The organism is Dyella sp. C9, from assembly GCF_003332825.1.
Taxonomy (GTDB): domain Bacteria; phylum Pseudomonadota; class Gammaproteobacteria; order Xanthomonadales; family Rhodanobacteraceae; genus Dyella.
The window spans coordinates 14,852-30,464 of record NZ_QIRF01000023.1 but is presented as its reverse complement, the minus strand read 5'-3'; the positions used below and the strand labels follow the sequence as shown (position 1 = coordinate 30,464).

General features: G+C 64.0%; 11 protein-coding genes. 9 read left to right on the top strand and 2 right to left on the bottom strand.

Annotated elements, in window-relative coordinates; translation table 11 throughout:
* Nucleotides 1-364: 364 nt before the first annotated feature.
* Nucleotides 365-1,549 (top strand): S1C family serine protease, encoded by a 1,185-nt coding sequence (locus tag DVU99_RS18610; protein ID WP_114241733.1) that lies wholly within the window; start codon nucleotides 365-367, stop codon nucleotides 1,547-1,549.
* Here DVU99_RS18610 and DVU99_RS18605 read toward each other — a convergent pair.
* Nucleotides 1,535-2,653, bottom strand: a complete 1,119-nt coding sequence (locus DVU99_RS18605; protein WP_114241732.1) for a lytic transglycosylase domain-containing protein — start codon at nucleotides 2,651-2,653, stop codon at nucleotides 1,535-1,537. The two genes, DVU99_RS18610 and DVU99_RS18605, sit on opposite strands and share 15 nt — an antisense overlap.
* A 304-nt stretch (nucleotides 2,654-2,957) precedes the next feature.
* On the opposite strand from DVU99_RS18605, the gene miaB reads away from it, so the two are divergent.
* The 8 genes from miaB (at nucleotide 2,958) to DVU99_RS18565 (ending at nucleotide 13,411) form a co-directional block, all read left to right on the top strand.
* On the top strand, nucleotides 2,958-4,301 hold the full coding sequence (gene miaB / locus DVU99_RS18600) for a tRNA (N6-isopentenyl adenosine(37)-C2)-methylthiotransferase MiaB (RefSeq protein ID WP_114241731.1): 1,344 nt from the start codon (nucleotides 2,958-2,960) through the stop codon (nucleotides 4,299-4,301).
* A 219-nt stretch (nucleotides 4,302-4,520) separates the two neighbouring features.
* On the top strand, nucleotides 4,521-5,507 hold the full coding sequence (locus DVU99_RS18595) for a PhoH family protein (protein WP_114241730.1): 987 nt from the start codon (nucleotides 4,521-4,523) through the stop codon (nucleotides 5,505-5,507).
* On the top strand, nucleotides 5,504-5,980 hold the full coding sequence (gene ybeY, locus DVU99_RS18590; protein WP_114241729.1) for an rRNA maturation RNase YbeY: 477 nt from the start codon (nucleotides 5,504-5,506) through the stop codon (nucleotides 5,978-5,980). The genes DVU99_RS18595 and ybeY overlap by 4 nt, the downstream gene beginning before the upstream one ends.
* Nucleotides 5,981-6,460: 480 nt before the next feature.
* Nucleotides 6,461-7,309, top strand: a complete 849-nt coding sequence (locus DVU99_RS18585) for an HlyC/CorC family transporter (protein ID WP_114241728.1) — start codon at nucleotides 6,461-6,463, stop codon at nucleotides 7,307-7,309.
* A gap of 35 nt (nucleotides 7,310-7,344) precedes the next feature.
* Nucleotides 7,345-8,592, top strand: a complete 1,248-nt coding sequence (locus DVU99_RS18580; protein WP_232823657.1) for a DUF4105 domain-containing protein — start codon at nucleotides 7,345-7,347, stop codon at nucleotides 8,590-8,592.
* A gap of 46 nt (nucleotides 8,593-8,638) precedes the next feature.
* A complete protein-coding gene (locus DVU99_RS18575; protein WP_114241727.1) occupies nucleotides 8,639-9,655 on the top strand; it encodes a magnesium and cobalt transport protein CorA in 1,017 nt (338 codons plus the stop codon).
* A gap of 210 nt (nucleotides 9,656-9,865) precedes the next feature.
* Entirely contained in the window at nucleotides 9,866-11,539 is a 1,674-nt protein-coding gene (locus DVU99_RS18570) for a lipopolysaccharide assembly protein LapB (RefSeq protein ID WP_114241726.1), read from the top strand.
* A gap of 183 nt (nucleotides 11,540-11,722) precedes the next feature.
* Nucleotides 11,723-13,411 (top strand): lipopolysaccharide assembly protein LapB, encoded by a 1,689-nt coding sequence (locus tag DVU99_RS18565; protein WP_114241725.1) that lies wholly within the window; start codon nucleotides 11,723-11,725, stop codon nucleotides 13,409-13,411.
* Nucleotides 13,412-13,477: 66 nt separating this feature from the next.
* Here the strand turns inward: DVU99_RS18565 and DVU99_RS18560 are convergent, their stop codons facing one another.
* Entirely contained in the window at nucleotides 13,478-15,574 is a 2,097-nt protein-coding gene (locus tag DVU99_RS18560; RefSeq protein ID WP_114241724.1) for a S9 family peptidase, read from the bottom strand.
* Nucleotides 15,575-15,613: the final 39 nt, after the last annotated feature.

The window sequence follows — 15,613 nt, the reverse complement described above, 5'->3', positions numbered from 1 at the left end:
ATGCCATTGAGACGCGGAACTTAATAAGTTCCACAGGTGCTTGCCAAGCGCGTCGACATGCTACGCGGCAAATTACCGCTGCCGCGAACCGATAAACCCTACGACTCCCCCAAAAAACAAACAGCAGGCACGCGCGGCACCAGCACGATGAGCATGCAGCGAAAGCTGCACGCTTCCACCCCCCGGGCACCCTGCGCACCGGGAAGCTCCCGGGACGACCCGCTTCGCAAGCGCCAGTAGAAATCTGGCTCTCGCAAAATCGCGTTAGTGTAGCGTCAGGGCATGACTCGTACAATAAAAGCGCCGCGCCTGTCGCCCTGGCGCATCACTCGTCCTAACGTCTTGCTACGAAACGCATAACTACATGAAACATGCCGCAGGCACGCTCGCCTTCATCGCCCGCTTCGTGGTTCTCGGGCTGGCGGTTGCCTTCGTCATCAGCCTGGCGTGGCCGGACGTGGGCAATCGCCTGCGGCAACATTTCGGACTTGGCCATGCCGGCGACACCCCCTCGGCCAGTGCACCGGCGACGCGCACCAGCGGCCCCATCTCCTATGCCGACGCAGTGGCCCGCGCGGCGCCGTCGGTGGTGAACATCTACGCCAACAAGATGGTCACCGAGCAGGCCGTGCAGATGTACACCGACCCGGTGCTTCAGCGCCTGTTCGGCGGCCGGCCGGCCGGCCCGGCCTACAAGCGCCGTGAACAGAGCCTCGGCTCGGGCGTGATCGTCAGCAGCGAAGGCTACGTGCTGACCAACAATCACGTGATCGCCAACGCCGACGACATCCAGGTGCTGCTGTACGACGGTCGCGTGGCCAAGGCCAAGGTGGTGGGCGCCGACGTCGAGACCGACCTGGCCGTACTGAAGATCGACGCCAGCAACCTGCCGGTGATCCGCATCGCCGACCACACCCCGGTGCGCACCGGCGACGTGGTGCTGGCCATCGGCAACCCGCTGGGCCTCAACCAGACCGTGACGATGGGCATTGTCAGCGCGATCGGCCGCCAGCTGAGCAGCGCCAACCCCGAGGACTTCATCCAGACCGACGCGGCGATCAACCTGGGCAACTCCGGCGGCGCGCTGGTCAACACCGAGGGCGAGCTGGTGGGCATCAACACCTTGCTTATCGGCAAGGCGGCCAATGCCGAGGGCATCAGCTTCGCCATCCCGGTCACCAGCGCCAAGAAGGTGCTGGACCAGATCATCGACACCGGCCACGTGGTGCGCGGCTGGATGGGCGCCGACTACACCTTCGTGCCGGTGGCCGCCGACAGCGGCCTCCCGGCTGCCGCCCGCGGGGCGCAGGTCACCGACATCTACCCGGGTGGCCCGGCCGCCCAGGCCGGCATCCAGCCGCACGACATCCTGCTGCGCATCGGTTCGGAGGACATCGTGGACCCGGCCGACCTGCGCCGGCACGAAGCGGCCCTCAAGCCAGGCAGCAAGGTGGAAGTGTCCGGCCTGCGCAATGGCACGCCCTTCCATACCGAAGTGATCCTGGCCCAGCGTCCGCCACTGACGCCCACCGCTTCACTGGATGGCTGAGATCCCGGCCGCGATCGGCGTGCGACTACCACCTGCAGGGTGAAGCGCCATGCCGTAGCGCTTGCGCAAGGTACCCACGCGCTCCACGTAGACCCGGGTCTCGTCATAGGGAGGCACCCCGTTATAGCGCTGCACGGCGGCCGGCCCTGCGTTGTAGGCGGCGGCGGCCAATCGCTCGTCGCCGTTGAAGGCGCGCAGCAGCAGGCCCAGGTAGCGGGCGCCTCCCCGGATGTTCTGGTCGGTGTCGAAGGCATCGCGCACGCCCATGTCCATGGCGGTGCCCGGCATGAGCTGCATCAGGCCCTGCGCGCCCTTGAGCGACATGGCGCGCGGATTGAACGCGCTTTCCGCATGGATGATGGCCCGCAGCAGGGCTTCGTCCACGCCGTACTCCTGGCTGGCCAGGCGGATCACATCCACGTATTCATTGAGGTGGAGCGCCACCGAATCCCAGCGGATGTTCGAGTGCAGGTTACAGGCCACGCAGGTGGCGATGTAGCTGAACAGCATGGTGACCGCCGGCCCCTGCGCACCTGCGGGGCGCAGGTTGGTGTACTCCACGCTGCCATCCTTGCGCACCACGCGATAGACGGCGCCACGCAGCACCCGGTTGCCATCCGCCGAGACATCGGCCACCGGCTTGTCCGGCACCGAACTGGTGCGGGCCGGAGTGGCCTCGCTGTAACTCCACTGCCCCGCCTTGCCGGCCGGCGGCTGCGGCTGCGGGGGCGGCACGATCCGGGCGGTGGTCTCGACCGAGTCCTGCACCCAGGCCAGCGAAGGCGGTTGCGGGGGAGGCGTGGCAGGGACGGTCCTGGCGGATGTCTCTGCACTTCCCGTGATCCCAGCCAATGCAGCGGGTGACGCCCGGCTGGTGGCGGACGGACGCCGCACCGGGTCTGGCGTGCCGGCGATCCGGCTGCACCCCTGGTAGCCCGCGGTGTTGCTGCTGAAAACCACCTCGCCGGCGCTGCCGGTGCAGCGGTACAGCGCGCCTGCGTGGGCGCCCGGTGGAAGCCCCAGCAGGCCGGCGAGCGCGAGCGCCCCTGCGGCCAGCCGGCCGGGTATCGAACCACAGCCAGCCCTGAGGCGCGCCACGATCATGGCCTCCCCCTTGGGTGCCGCAGCACGCCCCGGTCAAGCACTGCCATACATCCCCCGTCGGTACTCCCCTGTGCGCAGTCCTGCCCGGCGCCAGGTCTGGCGGCCAGTGTGCCCCCAGCCGCGCCCGCCGCCAAGCGGCAGCTGGCCGTTTCGTGCGGCAGGACAAACTTGGCCACCCCGCGCCCCTCCCGGCGCAAGTGCTTGATCCGGCACGGCGCTTCAACTGGCAGCCCAGGCCTCAGGCGCGTAAACTGTGCGGTTCGGCGGCCTTTTCGCCGCCCACTGAACCACGGTACCCAAGCCCATGACCGGCAAGCTTTTCATCAAGACCCACGGCTGCCAGATGAACGAGTACGACTCGGCCAAGATGGCGGACGTGCTCAAGGCCTCGCACGGCCTGGAGCTGACCCAGGACGAGTCCGAGGCGGACGTCATCCTGGTCAACACCTGCTCGATCCGCGAGAAGGCCCAGGAAAAGGTGTTCAGCCAGCTCGGCCGCTGGAAGGAGCACAAGCAGGGCGGCAAGCCGGTGCTGATCGGCGTGGGCGGCTGCGTGGCTTCGCAGGAAGGCCAGGACATCATCAAGCGCGCTCCGTACGTCGACCTGGTGTTCGGCCCGCAGACCCTGCACCGCCTGCCCGAGCTGATCGAGGCGCGTCGCGCCAGCGGCAAGGCGCAGGTGGACATCAGCTTCCCCGAGATCGAGAAGTTCGACCGCCTGCCCGAGCCGCGCGCCGAGGGCCCGACCGCCTTCGTGTCGATCATGGAAGGCTGCTCCAAGTACTGTTCGTACTGCGTGGTGCCCTATACCCGCGGCGAGGAGATCAGCCGCCCGTTCGACGACGTGATCGTCGAGGTGGCCCAGCTGGCCGCGCAGGGCGTGCGCGAAGTGAACCTGCTGGGACAGAACGTCAACGCCTACCGCGGCCCCACCCATGACGGCGGCACCGCCGACCTGGCCGTGCTGATCCACGCCATCGCGCAGATCGAGGGCATCGGCCGCATCCGTTTCACCACCTCGCATCCGCTGGAGTTCTCCGACTCGCTGATCGAGGCCTACGCCCATGTGCCGCAGCTGGCCAACTTCCTGCACCTGCCGGTGCAGGCCGGCTCCGATCGCATCCTCAGCGCGATGAAGCGCGGCTACACCGCGCTGGAGTTCAAGCAGAAGATCCGCAAGCTGCGCGCGGTTCGCCCGGACATCTGCATCTCCTCGGACTTCATCGTGGGCTTCCCTGGCGAGACCGACGAGGATTTCGAGAAGACCATGAAGCTGATCGACGACATCGGCTTCGACCAAAGCTTCTCCTTCATCTTCTCGTCGCGTCCCGGCACCCCGGCCGCCAACCTCGAGGACACAACCTCCGCCGAGGTGAAGCATGCCCGCCTCGCGCGCCTGCAGGCCGCCATCAACGACAATGCGCGCAAGATCAACGAGGCCATGGTCGGCACCGTGCAGCGCGTGCTGGTGGAAAAGACCAGCAAGAAGAATCCCAACGAATTCACCGGCCGCACCGAGAACATGCGCTACGTGAACTTCCCCGGCAATGCGCGGATGATCGGCCAGTTCATTGACGTGGTGATCACCGAGGCCATGAGCAACTCGCTGCGTGGCCGGGTGCACCTCGCCGATGAAGTAGCTGCTTGACCTTTGCCCCTCTCCCCCTCGGGAGAGGCGTTGGGGTGAGGGTGCGGGGCTGGCCCCCTGTTTGGGGATCGGAAGACCCCAGGCCGACCGCTCCGCCCGCCGCCTCGTCCGCTGCGACCCGAAGGTAGTCCCCGCGGGACCGGCACCTGCTCTCCCACGGGGACTTCCTTCGGTCGCCGGCGGGAGAGGGGATTGACCACCAACTTTTCGACGCAACCCATGACCAACGGCCTCAACCAGCGCGACTTCGCCCTTGAACCGGAAGACAACGCCCGCCTGTCCAACTTGTGCGGTCCGTTCGATGAGCACCTGCGCCAGGTGGAGTTGCGCCTGGGCGTGGAGATCAACCATCGCGGCAACCTGTTCCAGGTGATCGGAGAGGAAGGCGCGGCGCGCACGACCGAGAAGGTGCTGCGAGCGCTGTACGAAGTGACCGCCAACGAGTCGCTCAACGGCGCCAAGATCAACCTGCACCTGGCCGAATCGGGCATCGACGCGATCGTCAACGAGGCCGCCGAGGGCGCGCAGGAAGTCACCATCAAGGTGAAGCGCGGCGTCATCAAGGGCCGCGGCCCCAACCAGGCCCGTTACCTGCATGCCATCACCACCCACGACATCAGTTTCGGCGTGGGCCCGGCTGGCACCGGCAAGACCTATCTCGCCGTGGCCAGCGCCGTGGAGGCACTCGAGGCCAATCGCGTGCAGCGCCTGCTGTTGGTGCGCCCAGCGGTGGAAGCCGGCGAGAAGCTCGGCTTCCTGCCTGGCGACCTGACCCAGAAGGTCGACCCCTATCTGCGCCCGCTGTACGACGCGCTGTACGAAATGCTGGGCTTCGAGAAAGTGGCCAAGCTGATCGAACGCAACGTGATCGAGATCGCACCGCTGGCGTATATGCGCGGCCGCACGCTCAACGATTCCTACGTGATCCTCGACGAAGCGCAGAACACCACGGTGGAGCAGATGAAGATGTTCCTCACCCGCATCGGCTTCGGCTCGGTGGCGGTGATCACCGGCGACGTCAGCCAGATCGACCTGCCGCGCAACGTGCGCTCGGGCCTGCGCCACGCCATCGAGGTGCTGCGCGGGGTGGAAGGCATCAGCTTCACGTTCTTCACTTCGCGCGACGTGGTGCGCCATCCGCTGGTGGCGAAGATCGTGCGTGCCTACGAGGCATTCGAGCAGTCGTCCGAGGAGCAATCCAGGTGAGCACGCCGGCAGGGGTTTCCATCGTCTACGGCGTGGCGCGCAAGGGCGTGCCCGCCGCCGCGAGCTTCCGCCGCTGGGTCGATGCGGCCCTGCGCGGCGCCAAGCGACGCAAGGCGGCTGAATTGGCCATCCGCATCGTCGACACCCGTGAGGGCCGCATGCTCAACCGTGAGTACCGCGGCAGGGACTACGCCACCAACGTGCTCTCCTTTCCCGCCGAACTGCCCCCGGGCCTGAACCTGCCGTTGATCGGCGACCTGGCCATCTGTGCTCCCGTGGTGGCCCGCGAAGCGGCCGAACAGGGCATCTCACCTCGCGACCACTGGGCCCACCTGACCGTGCATGGCGTGCTGCACCTGCTCGGCTACGACCACATCGAGGACACCGAAGCCGAGGCCATGGAAGCCCTGGAGACTCGCATTCTCGCCGGACTGGGCATCGCGGACCCGTACGCCTCGGAAAAGGACGTCTAGACGTCTTCCCGGGCCCGTCGCAGCCGTGGCCGTTGAAGCGGCAGCGGGTGGCGCACTCCCCGGCCCATCCGCCCGGCGCGCGTCAGGCGGATGGTCGGAACAGCCTGGAGGCCACCAAGACCGGCTGCCGTGGGGCCTCGGCGGCCCACGAGGGCACCGTACAGCAAGCCTGCGCATCGGCCCACGGGTTCGCCCTACCCCCGTCGAAACAAGGCAGCCAGCGGCCGGCCAGACCATCGGCCGGGTCGACCCACCGAAGGACATGGCCGCGCCTGGCGCATGCCCCAGGCGAACGCCATTGGGCACGCCCCGGCCGCGACGCGTGCCCAGTTCTCGGCAACCCGGCATGAACCAGCACCGCCGCCAGCCGGTCGCCCGGGGCCTCTCAAGGGCAAACCCTGCGGCCTTGTTCCTGAATCGTCACGGATTTTCCGCTAGACTCATGATTCCGCCCGGTTTCGGGCAGCATCCGCACGAGTAATGAACGAGGACCCTGGCAGTACCAGCGGCCCGGCCCACCGCAAGTGGTGGGATCGACTGGGCCATCTGTTTTCCGGCGAGCCGCGCAACCGGAAGGAGCTCATCGAAGAGCTGCGCACCGCCCAGGCCAATGGCCTGATGTCCAATGACACCCTCACCATGGTGGAGGGTGCAATCAAGGTCACCGAGCTGAGCGTGGACGACGTGATGGTCCCGCGCGCACAGATCGTCATGGTGTCCGCCGAGGCGCCCCTGCGCGACATCCTCGGCACGGTGGTCGAGTCCGGCCACTCGCGTTTCCCCGTCCATGGCGAGGACAAGGACGACATCCTCGGAGTGCTGCTGGCCAAGGACCTCCTGAAATTCGTCGGCGACGGCGACCATTTCGACATCCACACCGTGCTGCGCCCGGCCGGGCTGATTCCCGAGTCGATGCGCCTCAATGTGCTGCTGGCGGAATTCCGCCACACGCGCAACCACATGGCACTGGTGGTGGACGAGTACGGCGGCGTCGCCGGACTGATCACCATCGAGGACGTGCTGGAGCAGATCGTCGGTGAGATCGACGACGAGCACGACGACGAGGAGGAACCCTCGCTGATGCATGAACGCTCAGGCGGCGGCTGGACGGTGAGTGCGCTCACCCCGATCGCCGATTTCAACGAACAGACCGGCGCCCATTTCTCCGACGAGGAGTTCGACACCGTGGGCGGCATGTGCACCTCCGAGTTTGGCCACCTGCCGGAAGTTGGCGAGGAAATCGCCATTGGCGACTTCCTGTTCCATGTGACCGAAGCCGACGACCGCCGCGTGCAGGCATTCCGGGTCACCCGACAGGGAGAAGGCTGAGCGTGCATCACCCAGGCAGGACGCCGGCACCGGCGATGATGGGACGTGGACCGCGACACCTGCTGGCCGGGTTCGCGCTGCTGTTACTGGCAGTGGTGCTGGGCTGGGCACCACGCGCTCACGCCGGCGTCGCCGACGCACCCGGCGCCAACCTCGAGGTATCGCTGATCACCTATGGTCCCGGCGACACCTACTGGGAACGCTTCGGCCACGATGCCATCGAGCTGCGTGACAGCGTGAGCGGCGAGGCCGTCACCTTCAACTACGGCGTGTTCGACTTCGACGAGAAGGGCTTCCTGCTGCACTTCGCCGCCGGCCGCATGCATTACCTGATGGATGCGGAGCCGTCGGATACCGACCAACAGTACTACGTGCAGGTGGGGCGTTCGGTCACCCGCCAGCGGCTCGCCTTCACGCCGGCACAGGCCGCTGACCTGCGCGACTTCCTGCTGTGGAACCTGCGCCCGGAAAACGTGCGCTACGACTACGACTATTACGCGAACAACTGCGCCACCAAGGTGCGCGACGCACTCGACAAGGCACTGGGCGGCATCCTCGGCCAGCAGCTGAAATCCCGCCCCGCCAGCATGACCTATCGCCAGCAGACCGCGCGACTGATGAGCCAACAGGCATGGCTGATGCTGATCCTCGACCTGGGCCTCGGCCCGTACGCCGATCAGCCGCTGAGCGCGTGGCAGGAGAGCTTCCTGCCGATGGTGCTGCAGCGTGAGATATCCCACGTGACCGTGACTGCGGCCGACGGCAGCGCGCATCCGCTGGTGGTCAGCGAACAACTGGTTTCGCCCAATCGCCTGGATGCCCCGCCGGAACAGGCGCCCGACCTGCGACTGCCGCTGGGCCTGGCCGGCCTCGTGTTCGCCGGCATCCTGGTGGCGACGCGACGCTTCGTACGCACTGTCTACGCGCTGCTCGGCTCGCTCTATCTCGTACTGGCCGGACTCGTCGGCATCGCCCTGCTGGTCCTATGGACCCTGACCACGCACCACTCGGCCTGGGCCAACGCCAACCTGCTGCTGTTCAATCCGCTCGCCTTCCTGTTGCTTCCCGCCCTGTGGCGCTCACGCCGCGGAGCGCCGGCGTCGCGGAAGATCGACGTGCTCATCGTGCTGCAACTGGCAGCGGCCCTGATCGCCATCCTGCTGCACCTGCTGCCTGGCGTGGTGCAACAGAACCAGCCCTGGCTGCTGTTTGCGTTGCCAAGCTGGGTCGCGCTGGCGTGGTGTCTTCGTCATCGTGAAGTGAAAGTGACCACGGCAGGCTGAAAGGCCTGTCGTTGCCCTGTCTTCCTGCCCGGCGCATCATTCGCGCATGGCCCTTACCGTCTCTACTCCCGTAGCTCCCGCACCCTCCCCGTCGATGGTCATCAACTGCGTCGCCTACCGTTTCGACGGTCAGCGCATAGGCGACATCAGCATCGACGACATCAGCGAGGTGCTCAAGCAACCTGACACCTTCGTGTGGGTCGGGCTCCACGAACCGGATGCCGCCCTCCTGGACAAGATCCAGGAAGAGTTCGACCTGCACGACCTGGCGATCGAAGATGCCCAGGCCGCGCACCAGCGCACCAAGATCGAAACCTACGGTGATTCGCTGTTCATCGTGGTGCAGACGGCCCAGCTGGTGAGCGGGCACATTGCCTTTGGCGAGACTCATGTATTCCTGGGCGCCCGCTACCTGGTCACCGTGCGCCACGGCGCCTCGCTTTCCTATGCGCCTGCGCGACGCAACTGCGAGCACACGCCCGAACTTCTTGCGCTCGGCCCCAGCTATGGCTTGTACGGAGTGCTCGACTACATCGTCGACAACCTGTTGCCAATCGTGCGTGACTTTCGCGAGGAGCTGCAGGAGCTCGAGAAGGACATCTTCGCCGATACCTTCAAGCGCAGCACCATAAGGCGCTTGTACGACATGCAACGCGACCTGATGACCCTGCGCTTGGCTGTCGCCCCCATGCAGGACATCATCAGCCAGCTGGTGCGCCTGCATCCGCAACTGATACCGGATGAGTTGCGTGCCTATTTCCGCGACGTCTACGACCACGTGTTCCGCGTGAACGAGTCGATCAGCGCCATGCGCGAGATGCTGGCTGCCGCAATCAACGTCAATCTTTCCCTGGTGACCTTCGGCCAGAACGAGGTCATGAAGCGCCTGGCCGGTTACGCGGCCATGCTTGCCGCTCCCACCCTCATCACCAGCTGGTACGGCATGAACTTCACCCACATGCCGGAGCTCGCCAAACCATGGGCGTATCCCTTGATCATCGCGCTGGTGGTCGGGATCGTGGTGACTATTTACATCACCCTCAAACGCAATCGGTGGCTGTAACCCCCAGGCCATCGGCGCAGTCTCATGCCCGAGCCAGACGACGGAGTGCGTCACGATTCAAGCCAGATGACCTGCGCAGCCCTAGCCACCACCTCGGCGGCCCCCTACCATTCAAGGCAGTGAAGCAGACACGCTGGCGCCAACCGGCCCGCCCACGCAGGGATAGCGTGTCGTGCAAGACGTCGGATGTCGCGGGATCCAGGGGGAAGTATGAACAAGTGGCTGATGCTTGGGCTGGCTGGCGCCATCCTGGCCGCCATAGCATTCACCTACATGCCGGTCATCCATGCCGGCTTCATATGGGATGACTGGCCGAGCTTCCGGGATCTGCAAGGAGAACGGTGGCTGCACTACGTGTTCCGCGACTTCAATCAGTGGACCATTTACTTTCGCCCCTTGGTCGTCGCATTCCTTGCGCTGCAGGTCAAACTCTTCCATGGCGCACCAGGACCCATGCATGTCGTGTCCCTGGCGCTCCACCTGGTCAACGTTGTCTTGGTTGGCGCCCTCGCCTACCGGGTCGGCGCCCTGACCGGCGCTCCTCGAGTACGCCAAGCGTGGGCGATGCTGGTTTGCATGTTGATCTACGGACTGCACCCGGCATTGATCGAAACCGTCTCGTGGATCGGTTGCCAGTTCGACCTGATGGCGACTCTGATTACGCTGCTAGGCCTGGTTGCCAACACCTATATCCGGCGCACATGGATTCGTGCAGCTACGCTGGCAGTGCTTTGTTTCCTGGCCGCATGCGCCAAGGAATCGGGCGGGATGCTGCCACTGCTCGTCGTTTTGTTCGATATAGCGTTGTATGCCCGGACAAGCGCGCGAACGATTTCCGCCATCGCAGGTACGGTGCTTCGTCGCAACGGGCTAGCCTATGCGGGCATGGCGATCGCTGGCTTGGCCTACTTGGCATCGCGCCACTTGGCACTGCCACCTCCACAGGCCACACCGATATTCGGAAAGACGATCTGGTGGGTGTGGATGCAGGAAATAAGCCTAACCTATCTGTGCTACCTGAAGGTAATCCTCTGGCCGATGGCTGGCATCGCGCCGCTGCACCCCAAGGATGCCTCAGTCGTCCAGACGGTCACCGCCATGTCCCTGCTCACATGCGCAGCCTTTTTCGGCGTGATCGGCATGGGCTTCTGGTTAGCCCTGAAGCGCGGTGCTGCCGTCGGCTTCATGATTGTCGGAGCAACCATCGCGTTGTTGCCGGTGCTACGTCTGATCCCGGTGGACTTTGATCACAACCTGTATCACGAGCGCTATGCAACGATGGCGATCGCCGTCGTCTGCGCGCTGGCACCGCTGATCCGGTGGCCGCAGACCACCCCTCCCAGTTCCAGCGTCGCAAGCGCATTGCGTCTGCTCTCACCTGTTGCCCTTGCCCTGTGGCTGGCTCTTTGCGTGGTGGACATTCGCCTCCTAGCGCCCAACTGGGCGAACGATGTCGCGCTTTGGCGATGGGCCCTCGCGCTCGACCCACAATCCACGACGGCGCGAGACAACCTGCTACTTTCCTACGACAGAAACGGCGACTCGGCGAATGCTCAGAAGCTGACGGACGAGATCCTGGCCGATACCGCAACATGCACGTCCTGCCTGCTCCATATCGCCGGCATGTCGATCGACAGGAACGACCCCGTGCGAGCTACAGCAGCACTCAAAAAAGCCAGCGATACCTTCTTGGTCAGGAGAAGTCCGGAAGCCCGCCAGATCTATGATCGCGAACTGGGCCGCTTGATGGCCATGCAGGGTCACTACGATTACGCTCAACAGCTCCTCAAGGAATCCCTGGCTATCAAGCCCAACGACCCGGTGGCCCAGGCTGCACTGATCGAAGCCCTCGCAGCCAAGGAGAAGACCGATGAAAGGCAGTGACGGCCTGGCCCAAAGCGCAAGCGCTATCGAGATATTCACGCGGCAGCGCCCGACATTTGATCACCAGTTCCCGGGCGCATCCACCCAGGAAATTCGGCTGTTCAAGCACTGCTTCCCGATTTCATGGTCAGCACGACATGTCCAAAGATATTCAAAAATGATGCATCAAGCGCGGGGGAGCGCATGACTTACCGACGCACTTATGCACTTGGAGCCATCGCCCTGCTGGTGATCGCCTTCCTCTATTGGCCCGTCATTCATTTCAACTTTGTCTGGGACGACTGGCAAAGCTTTCATGATCGCCCGTGGCTGATTGAGGGTGACTTGTGGAAGCACTACATCCTCCGCGACTTCAATTACTGGGAGTATTACTTTCGCCCCCTCGTTGTAGGTTTTTTTGCGCTGCAACTACACGTTTTCGGCAGCTCGCCGGGGCCAATGCACGCCATCTCGCTCGCCCTCCACTTGATCGATGTGGCGTTGGTCGGCGTGCTGGCATGGCGCTGCGCCACGCAATCCCAATTGGATGCGGCGCGCAAACCGTGGTTGGTCCCGCTTTGCATGCTGCTTTATGGGCTTCACCCTGCCCTTATCGAAACCGTGGCATGGATCGGGTGTCAGTTCGAACTGGTTTTGATCCTGTTCGTGCTGCTTGGCTTGGTTGCGAACATAAGCATCCAGAAACCGTGGCTGCGTGCAGGCGTCGTGGCGATGATTTTCTTTCTTGCCGCTTGCTCGAAAGAGGCTGCTTTGTCGTTTCCCCTGCTGCTCGCGTTATTCGACTGGATGCTCTTCTCAGGAGGAAAGAACCTCCGCTTCATCGATAGCGTCATGACTACGCTGAGACACAACTGGCGTACCTATCTTGGCATCGCCCTGTCCGGTATAGCCTATCTGGCCTTTCGACACTGGGCATTAGGCGCTGTCACCAGCAACTTTTACGCACCACCTGCTCCACCCTTGGCGCGCGTATGGGAAATCAGCACGGTTTACCTGCACTACCTGCAGGTCATCACTTGGCCAATTTCCAGCATGAGCCCCATTCATCCGTATGAGCCTCAAGACTTCCTTGGCCAAATGCCGCCGGAATCCTTTCTGGCCATCACGTTGGCACTCGTCGTTGCCGGAGGTGGCCTCTATCTCACGCTTGCACGCAAGTCCTCATTCGGCGGCATGATCGTAGCTGCTACGGCAGCCTTGCTTCCGGTCCTCCACATCATTCCCGTGGAGTTCGAGGCCAACCTCTATCATGAACGTTATGCAAGCCTGGCACTGGCCACCATCTGCGCCATGGTACCCATGCTGCGCCGCCCCACATGGCTCAAGTGGCGCATCGGCATCCTAATGACTAGGCCTGCGGCAACTATTGCCGTGTTTTTCTGGTTTGCTTTTTCCATCATTGGCATTCGGATCGTCCTGCCCAACTGGGCAAACGACGTCACCTTGTGGACTTGGGTGCTTTCATCGCACCCGCACGATCCTCAGCCGAAGAGTAACTTGTTGTTCGCCTACCTAAAGACCAAAAACTATGCCGCAGGCCGCCAGTTCGGCGACAAGGTCCTTGCCGACCCGACACCTTGCACCGTTTGCATGCTCAACATTGCCCAGCTGGCTCTCTTGCAGCATGACCCTGACCGGGCAGCCATTGCGCTCGAACGCGCCCGCAACACAAGGCAGATTACTGCAGACAAACAGACACTACGCACCTACTACCTGCTGACAGGCCAAATGCTTATGCAACAAGGCAAGAAAGAAGACGCTCAAAATGTGCTGCGAGCAGCTTTGTCGCTGACACCCGAAGATACGGAAATAAAGGAGCTGCTGAACATAGTACTGACTCAATCGGTCCAACCGGCACCGGTTCGGCCATAGGACGGCTACAGCTCAAAAAAGCGGCGACCTGATGGCCGCCGCTTTTTTTTGCACTTATACGCTCAATCAGTTACTCGAAGATGCTTCCTTGGCCGTCCACTGCTTCAGCCACGCGTTGACGGTTTCATGCCACTGCACGCTGTTCTGCGGCTTGAGCACCCAGTGGTTCTCGTCCGGGAAATGCAGCAGCTGGCTGGGAATGCCACGGCGCTGCAGCGCGGTGAACGCGCCCAGGCCCTGGGTGTCGGGAATGCGGAAATCCTTGCCGGAGTGGATCACCAGCATGGGCACGCGCCAGTCCTTGACGTGGTTGACCGGGTTGAACTTCTCGTAGTTCTCCGGGTGTTCGTACTGCGTGCCGCCATTCTCGCGCTCCTCGAACCACAGCTCCTCGGTGTCGTAGTACATGGCGCGGGCATCGAACACGCCATCGTGGTCGACCAGGCACTTCCACGGCTCGTTCCACACGCCGGCGATCCAGTAGATCATGTAGCCGCCGTAGCTGGCGCCGAGGGCGCAGGCGCGATCGCCATCGAGGAAGCTGTACTTGGACAGCGCGGCCTTCCAGCCGGCCTTGAGGTCTTCCAGCGGCTTGCCACCCCAGTCGCCCGAGATGGAATCGGTAAAGGCCTGGCCATAGCCGGTGGAACCATGGAAGTTCACCGTCACCACGGCAAAGCCCTGGCCTGCGTAGGTCTGCGGGTTCCAGCGGTAGCTCCAGCCGTTGCTCATGGCACCCTGCGGGCCACCATGGATGATGAAGGCCACCGGGTACTTCTTGCCCGACTTGTAGTTGGCCGGCTTGACCACGTAGCCCTGCACCGTCTCGCTGTTCCAGCCCTTGAAGGTGAAGAACTCCGGCTCACCCATCTGCACGTTTTTCAAGCGCTGGGCGTTGTAGTGGGTCACCTGCTTCAGGCCCTTGCCCTGCAGGTCGGCGGTGTACAGGTCAGCCGGGCGCTTGAGGTCATCGCGCTGCACCAGCAGCTTCGACTTGCCGACGGAATAAGCACCCACGTCGCCATCGGTAACCAGTGTGGAAACCTTGCCGCTGGCCACATCGATGGCAAACAGCGGATGCTGGCCGTTGTCGTCGGCGGTGGCGAACAACGTTTTGCCATCATAGGAAATCTGCAGGCCACCGGCCGAGCGATCCCAGTTTGGCGCGACCTCGCGCTTCTGCCCGGTTGCCAGGTCCAATGCCATGATGCCGAAGCGGTCTGCTTCGGACACCGGCACCTTCATGGCCAGGTAGTAGAGCGTCTTGCCGTCCGGCGACGGCACTGGGAAGGCGTCCCACGCCAGGTTCGCGGCAGTGAGGTTGCGCGGCGCCGCCGAGCCATCGACCGGCACGCTGTAAACGTCGAAATTGGTCGACCACGGCTCGCTCTTGCCCGCGATGCGCACATCGAAGTACACGGTCTTGCCGTCGGGCGAGAAGCTGAATTCGCCATCGTCGCCGAACGGCTTGCTCGGCACGTCACCGTCGATGCCGCGCGTCAACAGCACCGGCTGCTCTGCCGGATTATCCACGTCGGTAACGAAGAGCTGCGCGCGACGGCCGTCCGACCAGGTGTCCCAGTGCCGCACGAACAGCTTGTCGTAGACCGTGCCCGAGGCCTTGTCGGCCGCACGCCCGTCGAGGCGCTCCTTGGTACAGGCCAGGTCGGCGCAATCGGTGAACACGCCGAAGGTGAGCACCGCCTTCTTGCCATCCGGCGACAGCTTATAGCCGTCCACGTCAATCGGGGCATGCGTTACCTGGACGGCTTGCGCGGACTGCGGATCGACCGGTTTGGTTGCCGTGCCCAGCGCGCGGCGCCACAGCTGGGCCACGCCGTCTTTGGCGGCCACGTAATAGAAAGCGCTGCCGTCGGGCGCCCAGCGCGGGGTCGAGGCCTTGTCGACCAGCTTCACCGGCTCGCCGCCCCTGGACAGGTCGAGCAGGTAGATCGAAGTGATGCCCTTGTTCGCCGCGTAGTCGGTGGTGCGCAGGGTGTACAGCGCGTAGCGGCCATCCGGCGACAGCTGCGGATCGCCCACGCGATCCATCATCACCAGGTCACGGATGTTGAACGGATGAGGGCCGTGGTTCTCGACCTCGGCGGCCACCGCGGACGTGGTGGCCAGCGCAAGCGCCAGCGCGACAAACAAGGGTTTCATTGGTGAGGTTCCTGAGTGTTGCAAAAAAGGTCACGGTAA

What these genes read in the sequence shown, in the direction of transcription:
- DVU99_RS18610 (WP_114241733.1), top strand. Translation starts at nt 365, where the DNA reads ATGAAACATGCCGCAGGCACGCTCGCCTTCATCGCCCGCTTCGTGGTT.
- DVU99_RS18605 (WP_114241732.1), bottom strand. Translation starts at nt 2,653, where the DNA reads ATGATCGTGGCGCGCCTCAGGGCTGGCTGTGGTTCGATACCCGGCCGG.
- miaB (WP_114241731.1), top strand. Translation starts at nt 2,958, where the DNA reads ATGACCGGCAAGCTTTTCATCAAGACCCACGGCTGCCAGATGAACGAG.
- DVU99_RS18595 (WP_114241730.1), top strand. Translation starts at nt 4,521, where the DNA reads ATGACCAACGGCCTCAACCAGCGCGACTTCGCCCTTGAACCGGAAGAC.
- DVU99_RS18585 (WP_114241728.1), top strand. Translation starts at nt 6,461, where the DNA reads ATGAACGAGGACCCTGGCAGTACCAGCGGCCCGGCCCACCGCAAGTGG.
- DVU99_RS18580 (WP_232823657.1), top strand. Translation starts at nt 7,345, where the DNA reads ATGATGGGACGTGGACCGCGACACCTGCTGGCCGGGTTCGCGCTGCTG.
- DVU99_RS18575 (WP_114241727.1), top strand. Translation starts at nt 8,639, where the DNA reads ATGGCCCTTACCGTCTCTACTCCCGTAGCTCCCGCACCCTCCCCGTCG.
- DVU99_RS18570 (WP_114241726.1), top strand. Translation starts at nt 9,866, where the DNA reads ATGAACAAGTGGCTGATGCTTGGGCTGGCTGGCGCCATCCTGGCCGCC.
- DVU99_RS18565 (WP_114241725.1), top strand. Translation starts at nt 11,723, where the DNA reads ATGACTTACCGACGCACTTATGCACTTGGAGCCATCGCCCTGCTGGTG.
- DVU99_RS18560 (WP_114241724.1), bottom strand. Translation starts at nt 15,574, where the DNA reads ATGAAACCCTTGTTTGTCGCGCTGGCGCTTGCGCTGGCCACCACGTCC.